Here is an 11,825-nt window from a genome sequence, read left to right on the forward strand (position 1 = left end):
ACTATTATTTTATTTTACTTTTTCACTACCCCGTCAAAAATTATTTGAATTTTCGCCACCCCTCCACAGGAGGGAATTTTTCTTACGCTTACTTATTGTTAATGATTTCAGTTAACTCAATTCTGTTTATTTTTCCGTTGGGTGTCCTTGGGATTTTCTCAATAAAAATAATTTCTTTCGGCTTATGAAAATTTTTCTCGAAATGTATTTTCAAAATTTTATTAATTAAATCCTGTGATTGTTCTCCTTCAACTATCAATATCAATTTTTGTCCCAAACTTTCATCAGGAATTCCTAAAAATACAACCTCATTCGGAATTTCTTTTTTAACTAATGATTCCAACTGTTCCGGAAAAATTTTCGCACCACCGGAATTGATTACATTATCTATTCTTCCTAAAAACCTGAATTGATTCTTATTTTTAATTTCAACTAAATCATTAGTTTGCAAAACTTCCACATTTAAATCAGGAGCAAAAATCGTAAGACAACCTCTCTCATCTTTTGAAATATCGATATTTTCAAATATGGTAAAATAATCCTCCACCTCCGGAAAAATCTGTTTTAACCCAATGTGAGAAAGCGTTTCTGACATTCCATAAGTTTCAAAAATACGGTTTGATGCTTGATTATTCAATTTGGAATTAAAAATTTTATTTTTTAAGCTTTCCGAAACCGCTGCCCCGCCGATAATTAAGTTTTTAATTAAATGTAATTTATCAAGAGAATTTTCAACCTGTAAAGGGGTCATCGCACAAAAATCAATTTCATGATCTATATTTTTCAATGGTTGTAGGGATGAGTCCGTAAGAATTAATTTCAGCTTTTTTACAATAGACCGCACAACCATCATTTTTCCTGAAATATATTCAATAGGAAGACAGATTAAAGCCGTATCTCCTTGTTTTAATCTTAGAAAATCACCTGTCATTACTGCCGAATTGATCATTTTCTTTTTCTCAATATCAAATATTTTTGGAGTTCCCGTAGAGCCTGAAGTCTGTACTTTGACTGTTTCAGAATCGGAAAACCATTCTTCTACAAAATTTTTAATTTTCATTTCAAATTCCGAAGAAGGAGATAATTGATTAGTATTGAGATTATTGAAGTCTAGAAGCATATTTTTCGCAAATAAAAGCACAGTAAATTTAAAAAAAAGTTTAAAAAGTTCTTGCAAATAATTAAAAAAGCTGTAAATTTGCACCACTAAAACAAACAGAGACTCATGGTGTAGCGGTAACACTACTGATTTTGGTTCAGTCATCTGGGGTTCGAATCCCTGTGAGTCTACGAAAACCATCCTAAACAGGATGGTTTTTCTTTTACCGTAATTCAATATGTTCCCGAATAAATTTAACAGTACATTAGCTTTACGATTTTCATTCTCTCATTCAACAATTTCTAAAAAACTCTAAAATCAAGCTTCAAGGCAGGATTTTTGTATTCCTTAAGAATAAACAACAAATAAAATACTATTATTATATTTGTTTAAATCCAAACACTCTTGAAGCTGAAATTTAACAAAAGAAAATTACTCAGGCGAATTCTTATAACCTTTATTTCAATATTGGTTTTTATTACGCTGCTTATATTTAGTTTAAGACTTCCCGTGGTCCAAAATTTTATAAAAGATAAACTGGTTGCCTATCTGGAGAAGAAAATCAAAACAAAAGTAAGTCTTGAAAGGGTTTACATAGGTTTCCCAAACAGCCTAGTCATGGAAAATCTGTATCTAAAAGGTCAGAATATTGACACGCTTTTGGCAGTAAAAAAACTCGATGTCGGACTGCATATGTTGAAACTTATCAATTCCACAGCTGACATCACTTCCGTTGATATGGAAGGCGCCCGAGCCAATGTTGTAAGAAATCCGGATGGAAAATTCAATTTTGATTATATAATTGATGCTTTTGCGACGAGTGATAAGGAGGAAAGTCCGTCGAAACCATTTATTATTTCTTTAGATAAAATTAAATTAAAAGATATCGGCGTTACTTTCAACGACCAACAATCTAAAAATGATATAAAAATTTACTTTAAATCCTTTGATACAAGGGTAAGAACATTTGATTTAAATAACAACAAATATGCCTTGAATGACATCAATCTTGACGGATTAAAATTAAAGCTAAAACAGGATCTCGTAGAAGAAGTTTCCAAAAAAGTCGAGAAAAAAGTTGATTCTTTAAACAATAAAAAGCCGATGCAGATTGGCTTACGAGGAATAAAATTCACCAATTTCGATATTGATTACGGAGACGACAATACCAAAACTTTTGCTAAGGTTTTATTTAAAGAATTAAGCACAAGAGTCAACAAGCTTGATTTGGAAAACAATTCTTATAATATCGGAAATCTGGTTCTTTCCGGAGCAAATATTAATGCAAACCTTTATCTTCCAGCCCAAAACGCCAATCCGAAGGACAAAAAAAATCCTGAGGTTTCAAAAAATTCCGATCAAGAAAAAGCAATGCAGCTACTCCTCGGAAAATTAGTTTTAAATGATGTAAAAGTTGCTTACAACAACACCGCAATCACTCCCACAAAGCAGGGAATGGATTTCAATCACATGAATTTTTCTAAAATGAATGTGGAAGTCCGAAATTTCAAAATGGAAAATAATACGTTTGCAGGAACGGTAAATTCAGCAGAAATCCAGGAAGCTAGAGGCTTGAATATCCAGAAATTCAAGACTGATTTTGTATACGCTGAAAAAGAAGCTTATTTAAAAGACCTTTATTTACAAACTCCAAAGACAATTTTACGCGATGAAGTAATCTTAAATTATAACTCTATTGAGCAATTAAGTTCAAATCCGGGAGCTGTAAAAATTTCAGCTAATATCAAAAATTCCAAAATAGGGTTTTCTGATATTTTAAATATAGTTCCGACTTTACGTAATACTGTTCCGTTTAATAAATATCCTAATGCGATTTTAAACGTCAATGCCAATGTAAAAGGATATGTCAATGATTTATTAATTAATGATTTGAAAGTTTCCGGACTCGATCAATTGCGGGTTGCCGCTTCGGGAAGAATCAAAAATGCCATGAATCCTGATCAATTATATTACGATTTGAGAATCGGTGAATTGTCTTCAACCGGCAGAACGATTTTTAATTTGGTTCCAAAAAATACCATTCCATCGAATATCGCAATGCCTTCACATTTCAGCATTAAAGGAAGTGCAAAAGGCACCACAAAGGTTGTAAATGCAGACCTTAACCTCTACTCTACGGCCGGAAACGCCGCGGTTGTCGCTCAAGTAGATATGAGAAGGAAAAATCATGAGTTGTATGATGTAAAAGCCAATCTTCAGGGATTACAAATCGGGAAAATTATTCAGAATAAAGATATTGGACCGATTTCTGCACAAATTGCTGCAAAAGGAGAAAGCTTTGATTTCAAAAATGCCAATGCAGACCTCAAAGGCCATGTTTCCTCAGCGGTTTACAAAGGATACCGTTACCAGAATATGGATCTTACAGGAAAAATAAGACGTGGAGCTTACAATATTATTTTAAATTCAAAAGATCCGAATGCTAATTTAAATTTAATCGCTTCCGGAGTTTATAACGAAAAAAATCCTACCGTAAAAATAAACGGACAAATTATAAAACTAGACATCAACAAGCTTGGATTCTATGAAAAACCAATGATTCTTGCAGGAAAAATTGATGGTGATTTTACAAGCTTAGACCCGGATAATCTGAACGGTTATTTAAATTTAAAGGACTTTGCATTTTCTGATACAAAAGAGGTTTATCCTGTTCAGGAAGTGAATATGAAGGCAAAGTCAACCAACGATTCCACTCAGATTGTTTTCAATTCTCAGATTGCTGATGTGGAACTGACAGGAAAATATAAACTGACCCAGATTTTTGGTTCTTTATCGAATACAATTAATCAATATTATCAATTCCAAAAGCCCGGAAAGGTTCAGAAAATTGATGGCGGACAGTTTTTTACTTTTAATGCAAAAATTAAAAATGATGATCTGATCAGAAAATTTGTTCCGGATCTGAAAAGTTTTGAAACGATAAATTTAGTTGGGAATTACGATGCCGATTCACAAAAAATTGAAGTTGACGGACAGATTCCACAATTGCTGTACGGCGAAAATTCTATTGAAAATGCAACATTGAAAGTGACAAATGAAAATGATGCGTTACAATATAATCTGTATGTTGCAGGATTGAAAAGCTCGAGTTTTGCTTTAAATAAAGTAAATATTGGCGGTGATGTTTCCAATAACATTATTAATTACAATATTACCACAAAGGATCAAAAAGATGTTACCCAATTCCTGATCGCAGGAAACGCAAAATCCTTGAATGATATTACAGAAATTTCATTAAATCCGGATGGTTTAAAATTAAATTACAACGACTGGATGGTTGCCGAAGGAAACAAAATCCAGATCAGCGACAGGGGAATTTTTGCTGATAATTTCAGGCTCTCTAGTGCTGGAAGCGAGATTTTATTACAATCTGAAAGCAATTCTCCAAACGCTCCTCTAAATGTTTCGTTGAAAGATTTTAAAATCGAGACGATCACGGAACTTATTAAAAAAGATACTATTCTAGCCAGAGGAACCATCAACGGAACGGCTCAGCTGCGTAACTTAACTAAAAACATGACCTTTACTTCAGATTTAAATATTACTGATTTAATTGTTTATGAAAATCCTATTGGTAACCTCGCAGCGAAAGTCAACAATACTTCACCGAATGTTTTAAATGCTGATATTACCCTTTCGGGAAATAATAATGATGTGAAAATTTTAGGAGATTACAACACATCTTCAAGCAGTTTTGATTTGAATATGGCAATTAATCAGCTTCAGATGAAGTCTGTTCAGGGCTTTTCCATGAATGCGATTACCAATACGGAAGGCTATCTTTCCGGAAACCTGAAAATTACGGGAACTACTGATAAGCCTAATATTTTAGGCAAAGTAAAATTCAATGACGTTGGATTGGAAATTGCAAAAACAGGAAGTGACTTCAGAAAGCTGAACGATGAGATTGCCTTTACAAGCAGAGGAATTGAATTTGATAACTTTAAAATCAATGATAAAGACGGAAATTCTCTTAAAATTGACGGACAGGTCTTAACACAGACCTACAGAGACTTTGCCTTTAACCTTGATGTCAATGCAAAGGATTTCAAAGTTGTAAATTCAGAAAAATCAAATGAAGCCATCATGTACGGAATTTTGGCGATTGACGCTGCACTGCATGTTCGTGGAAACCTGGATTTACCGAAAGTAGACGGTAGATTAGCCGTTGCAGACAACACGGATTTTACTTTTGTTCTTCCTCAATCCAGCCCTACATTGCAGGAAAGAGAAGGTATTGTAGAGTTTATTGATCAGGATCAGGTTGTTTTAAATAAAACCGTAAAAGCAGATTCTTTAAATGCTCAAAGCCGAATCAAAGGAATGGACGTGAGCGTGAATATTGAAGTAAGTAAGGAGGCAAAATTATCTCTGTTAATCGACAAAGCCAATGGAGATTTTGTAAAACTTCAGGGGGAAGCAGATTTGACGGGAGGCGTCGACCCTTCAGGAAAAACTACTCTTGTCGGAGTTTATGAAGTGGAATCCGGAAGCTATGAAATGTCTGTAAGCGTATTGAAACGTAAATTTGATATTCAAAAAGGGAGCACGATAACATGGACCGGCGAACCGACAACAGCCAACCTTGATATTACCGCTGTTTATAAAACCGAAGCGGCACCGATAGATTTAGTTGAACAACAGATCAGTGGCGAAGATGCGGGAACTCTGAATCAGTTTAAACAAAGAATTCCTTTCAATACTTTATTAAAAATGAAAGGTGAATTACTGAAACCGGTTATCACATTTGACATTACAACAGACGAGAAAAACAACGCCGTTTCTTCGACGGTTACAGATATTGTGGATCAGAAACTGACTCAGTTGAGAACACAGGAATCCGAAATGAATAAACAGGTTTTTGCCTTATTACTTTTGAATAGGTTTATTGGTGAAAATCCGTTCCAGTCGGGAGCGGGAGTTTCAGGGGAAATGCTTGCAAGACAGAGTGTGAGTAAGATTCTTTCACAACAATTAAATAATCTGGCTTCTGATTTAATAAAGGGAGTAGATTTAAATTTTGACCTTGAATCTTCCGAAGATTATTCCAGCGGGGCAAAAAATACAAGAACCGACCTGAATGTCGGACTTAGCAAAAAACTATTAAATGACCGACTAAAAGTTTCGGTAGGAAGTAATTTTGCATTGGAGGGTGATGCCCGTCAAAATGAAAATATGACGAATATTGCAGGTGATGTAACAGTGGATTACAGTCTCTCTAAAGACGGCAGATATATGCTTCGTGCCTACCGTAAGAATGAATATCAGGTGGCTCTTCAAGGACAGATTGTGGAAACCGGCCTTGGGTTTATCATTACATTAGATTATGACAAATTCCGGGATATTTTCAGGAAATCCAAAAACAAGAATCAGAAAGAATCGAGAAAAAATAAGCAAAACGAAGTCGTAGAATTTAAATAAACGGCAGATATTAGACACAAGATAACGAACTTACAATCAAAGTGTTAAAATTTTAAATAATGAAAAAAAATTTCCCAACATATTGTAAATATTTGTTCGCTTCAGGAATGGCTTCGGTAACGCTTTCCTGCAGCAATACAAAATATCTAAAGGAAGGCCAGATGCTTTATACAGGCGCAGAAATCAATATTCAAAATGATACGATTTCTAAGAAAGAAAAGAAAGAACTTCAGGACAATCTGGAAGCTAATCTTACTCCAAAACCCAATTCTACTTTTTTAGGATTGAGACCGAAATTATTTTTCTACAATATTGCCAAAGAACCCAAAAAAGAAAAAGGTTTTAATTACTGGCTTAAATATAAAGTGGGAGAAAAACCTGTTTTATTAGGCGATGTGGATCGTGAATTTAATAAAGATATCATTGAAAATTATTCTGAAAACAAAGGATATTTCAATGCAAAAGCAACGTATGATACTGTTTCCAAAAACAAAAAAGCAAGGGTAATTTATAATCTGAGACCGGGTGCGAGATATTTGATAAGTGAAGTAAAATTCCAGAAAGATTCTTCATTGGTGAATCAGGAAATCCAGAACCTGACAGATAAAACTCTGTTAAAAAAAGGAAATCCTTTCGATCTTGATGTCATTAAAACAGAAAGAGAAAGAATTGATAACGGCTTAAAAGAAAAAGGCTTCTATTATTTCCATCCTGATAATATTATTGTACAGGCAGACAGCACGATAAGTAAAAACCATAAAGTTGAACTTAATGTAAAGTTGAAAGACAACACTCCCGATCTGGCAACCCAGCAATTCAGTATTGATAAGGTGGTTGTTTTTCCGAACTACAACATCAGGGACGTAAAAGACGGAAAATACTCCATCCCGATGGATACGGACTCTCTTCAACAATATGCCCATGAAGATATTTATATAGTTGATCCTCAGCATAAATTCAAACCGAAAACATTCGATAGAGCTTTATACTTCAAAAAAGGAGATTTATATAACAGAACTAATCATAATCTTACTTTAAACCGCCTGATTAGTTTGGGTGTTTTCAAATTTGTAAAAAATGAATTTGTAGTTTCGGATTCTTTGCAGCATAAATTTGATGCTTATTATTTATTGACACCGCGGGAGATCCAATCGCTTCGTCTGGAAGCGTTGGGAAGAACCAATTCTGCGAATTACGCCGGAAGTGAATTAAATTTAAGCTGGACCCACAGAAACTTTTTCCGTGGTGCAGAACAATTTAAGGCATCTGTCTACGGAGCTTTTGATGTACAGATCGGCGGTCCTGAAAACGCCAAGAATATATTCAGGGCGGGTGCCAATGCCCAACTTTCCATTCCGAGAATTGTGGCGCCGTTCAGGTTTAATTCCTCTAGTGCTTTTGTGCCGAGAACCAATATTACTTTAGGCTATGAGCTTCAAAACCGTACAGAATATTACTCTTTAAATACTTTTACCGGATCTTTCGGCTATGTCTGGAAAGAAAATATCAGAAAAGAACATGATCTGAAAATTATTGACATCACGTATGTTTCCCCAGCCAATATCACCGATTTATATAATGAAAGATCTGCCGGAAATGACGCTATGAAAAGGGTTGTAGAACCGCAGCTGATCTTTGGCCCGGTATATTCTTATACCTATACAAATACGATGCAGCAAAGACCCAATACGATGTATTATAAAGGGACATTGGATCTGGCGGGAAATATTACAGGTTTGATAACAGGAGCAAATGTAAAAAAAGATAAGGAAAAAGCTATTTTCGGGGTTCCTTTCAGTCAATATGCAAAAATTGAAAATGACTTCAGGTTCTACCATAAATTCACGGAAAAAACTTCTTTAGCCACAAGATTCATTGCGGGGGTTGCATATCCCTATGGAAACTCTGAGCACGTTCCTTTTTCCAAGCAGTTTTTCTCCGGAGGAAGTAATAGTGTGAGAGCATTCAGAGCGAGAACTTTAGGGCCTGGAAGCTTTGATCCGAGGACAATTCCTGAAGGTTACTATTTTGACCAATCAGGTGATGTAAAACTTGAATTGAATGCAGAATACCGCGCCAATCTTTATAAATTTTTAAATGTTGCCGTTTTTGCGGATGCAGGAAATATTTGGCTTGTTAATGAAGATCCAGATCGACCGGGAGCCAAATTTTCAAAGGAATTTTTAAGTGAGGTTGCAGTGGGAGCCGGAGTTGGTTTAAGACTGGATTTTTCTATTTTAATTTTAAGACTGGATCTCGCGATGCCGTTGAGAGTTCCTTATTATGAAAAAAATGACAGATGGACATTTGATAAAATAAATTTCGGGGATTCGAGCTGGAGAAAAGATAATCTTATCCTGAATATTGCGATTGGGTATCCTTTTTAAGGCAATTTTATTTATGATAATGAAGAGCTTAAACATATTTATGATATTTTTAAACTAGGTAAAAAAACACAACAAATGGTAAAAAACATTAAGTTTTTCTGGGAAGTTTTAAAAGAATCTTTCACAGAATGGAATAATTCTTCTGCATCTAAAGATTCGGCGAGTCTAGCATACTATGCTATTTTTTCGATTCCTGGGCTATTGATTATTATCATCTGGATTGCCGGATATTTTTTTGGTGAAGAAGCCATCCGTGGAGAAATCAGTAAGCAGATCGGCGGAATTATGGGTTCCGAAGTATCGAAAAGTATTGAAAATATGATTGCCGGAGCATTAATTGATAAACAAAATATTTTCATGAAAGCCGTAGGTGTAGGTTCTTTGGTTTTTGGTTCCACGACCCTGTTTTTTCAGCTTCAACATTCTTTGAATACACTTTGGGATGTAAAATCTGCTCCCAAAAAGGCATTGGTAAAATTCCTTCTGGACAGGGCCAATTCACTGGGAATGATTCTGATCCTAGGGTTTTTATTAATGATTACCATGATTTTATCTTCATTAATAAGTGTTTTTAATAAAATTATAACAGAATATTTCGGGTTTGAAACTTATATGTTGGTTGAGCTCGTGAATTTTGCCGTAGGATTCGGGTTTGTAATGCTTCTTTTTGCTTTAATGTTTAAAGTGCTTCCGGATGTAAAAGTAAGCTGGAGACCTGTTTGGAGAGGAGCTTTTCTGACGGCCGTTTTATTTACTTTAGGAAAATTTCTGTTGAGTCTTTATTTTGGAACGGCGAAACCAACTTCAGCTTTCGGAACGGCGGGAACAGTGATTTTAATCATGATGTGGATCAATTATTCCTGTATGCTGATTTTCTTCGGCGCGGAATATACAAAGGTGTATGCTTATAAAAAAGGCTACAAAATATCTCCGTCGAAACATGCCAAATGGAGTGATGCAAAACTATATGAAGACAGCATGAAAAAATCTGAAAATACAGATTCTTCTGTTGGATAATTACTTTCAACCATCGCTTTTATTCTTTAAAATATTTTTAAAAAGGAGTATATGCCGTTACTCTAAGGTGTTAACACTTAAAATTAAGACCATTAACAATAAGAAAATCATAAACCACTAATCATCAATAACTTAATCTTTCCGCAATTAATACTTCAATCCGTATTATGTTAAATTGATTAACTGTAAATAATACATCTCATTCTATAATTCCACTTCATAATTCAAATATTTGTTGAGTAATCACAAATAAGAATTATGAAAATGAAAACCTTAAAAATTGTATTAATCAATCTTCTTTTGCTATTTGTAAGCTGTAGGGAAGATATGATTGAAGATGAAATTGCAACAAACACTGAGCTTAAAAGTAGTAAAGTTACATTGGGACCCTACACATCCCCTTTACCTTATAACCTCAATGTAGTCTATTTCATCCCTTCCGACGTTACTGCAAGACCGGAATACGAAAGAAGACTGAGCGAAATATTGTTGCATGCACAGGATTATTACAGAACCAACATGTATAATTGGGGCTATGGCAACAGAACCTTTGGCTTACTAAAAGACCCGGCAACCAACAGGATAAAAATTAACGTAGTAAAAGGGTCTGGAACAATGGCTTCCTATAATTCCATATCCACAACTACCCAAATACATTCTGAAGTGATGGCTTATTTTGCCTCTCACCCTTCAGATAAAACAAGTAACCATACTTTGATATTTATTGCAACGCCAAGCATAGGCACCCCAATTCCGTACAACGGGTTTTATTATGGAGTAAGCCGAGGTGCTATCGTGGGGGATAATGAAGCATTTGATATGCAATATTTTAATGAAAAAAGTTCCCGAGGTAATCAGGTAATAGCTTCTATGGGTGGTTTTTTACATGAGCTTGGCCACGGATTCAACTTACGTCATGATGCTTTACCCAAAACTCAGGAAAGTGTACCGGGCTACGGAACCTCTTTAATGGGGCTGGGCAATAGCACCTATGGTCACTCTTCTACCATTCTTACAAAAGCAAGTTGTGCTTTACTTGCCACCTGTGAAGTATTTGCAACAGCACCTCAATCGTCCAATTTTTTTTATACCGGCAATTATAATTTTGAAGTGACCAGCATTAACCATAGTGTAAGCAATGGTGTTATCCACATCTGGGGAACTTATAATACCAACGGCTCTATTATATCACTTAATTCTTATTATAATCCTAGCCATTCTTATTTTGCTGTATCCGGCACGGACGCCCCAAATGCAAGTAAAACATTCCACTCCTATGTCACTATTAATGATTTGCATTTACAAGACCGTCCTTACGATTTTACGATAGCAGCAGAATTCACTGATGGTACTATAAAATGGGCAACTTTTCCTTTTACAATTAAGAATGGGGTTCCGGATCTTAATTTCCCTGTAAGCACTGCAGGATGGGCAGTATCTTCCAGTTCACAGTATGGTGCTCATCCTGCTTCGCTGGCAATAGACGGTGATATTAATACTTATTGGCACACCAATTATGCTGCGGGATCTGTTCAAACAGCCCCTATTCCCGGGCAACCGCAACAATTCCCTTATTATTTTGATATAGATATGGCCAGTGCAAAATGGATTCTTGGAGCTTCCTTCATCCAACATCAAGGATTGACAAGAACTGCCAAGCGTATACAGATCCATACCAGACCGAATACGTCTTCAGGCTGGGAGTATCAGGGCAGTTATGATTTGACTAATACTACCTCCAAACAATACGCCCAGTTCGGGGCCTATAAATATGCAAGATATATACGCATTGTTTTCTATAGCAGCTATGACGGCCAACCTTATGTAGCCGTGCCTGAAATAGGTATTTATCAATAAAAGTAAAAAATCCCTTCTGAAAA

5 protein-coding genes and 1 tRNA gene are annotated in these 11,825 nt (G+C 35.3%); 5 read left to right on the plus strand and 1 reads right to left on the minus strand.

All coding sequences use genetic code 11. The features are described 5' to 3' along the window. Positions 1-88: 88 nt before the first annotated feature. Positions 89-1,120: an AMP-binding protein gene (locus ATE47_RS12750; protein WP_062163551.1), complete on the minus strand. Its 1,032-nt coding sequence runs from the start codon at positions 1,118-1,120 to the stop codon at positions 89-91. Between the two features lie 99 nt (positions 1,121-1,219). Between ATE47_RS12750 and ATE47_RS12755 the strand changes: the two genes are divergently transcribed. From ATE47_RS12755 to ATE47_RS12775, 5 genes are all read left to right on the plus strand, one after another. Further along, positions 1,220-1,290, plus strand: a tRNA-Gln gene (locus ATE47_RS12755). Positions 1,291-1,504: 214 nt separating this feature from the next. Further along, complete coding sequence (locus ATE47_RS12760) at positions 1,505-6,541, plus strand: translocation/assembly module TamB domain-containing protein (RefSeq protein ID WP_082632598.1); 5,037 nt, start codon at positions 1,505-1,507, stop codon at positions 6,539-6,541. A 59-nt stretch (positions 6,542-6,600) separates the two neighbouring features. Beyond that, the gene (gene tamL, locus ATE47_RS12765; protein ID WP_062162331.1) at positions 6,601-8,928 is read left to right on the plus strand and encodes a translocation and assembly module lipoprotein TamL; all 2,328 of its coding nucleotides are present in this window, start codon (positions 6,601-6,603) and stop codon (positions 8,926-8,928) included. A gap of 75 nt (positions 8,929-9,003) precedes the next feature. Continuing rightward, positions 9,004-9,945 carry a YihY/virulence factor BrkB family protein gene (locus ATE47_RS12770; protein WP_062162332.1) on the plus strand — a complete coding sequence of 314 codons (942 nt, stop codon included), beginning with the start codon at positions 9,004-9,006 and terminating at the stop codon, positions 9,943-9,945. Positions 9,946-10,209: 264 nt separating this feature from the next. Continuing rightward, the gene (locus tag ATE47_RS12775; protein WP_185097095.1) at positions 10,210-11,802 is read left to right on the plus strand and encodes a discoidin domain-containing protein; all 1,593 of its coding nucleotides are present in this window, start codon (positions 10,210-10,212) and stop codon (positions 11,800-11,802) included. Positions 11,803-11,825 lie beyond the last annotated feature (23 nt).

Origin of the sequence: Chryseobacterium sp. IHB B 17019 (genome assembly GCF_001456155.1) — a bacterium.
Taxonomy (GTDB): domain Bacteria; phylum Bacteroidota; class Bacteroidia; order Flavobacteriales; family Weeksellaceae; genus Chryseobacterium.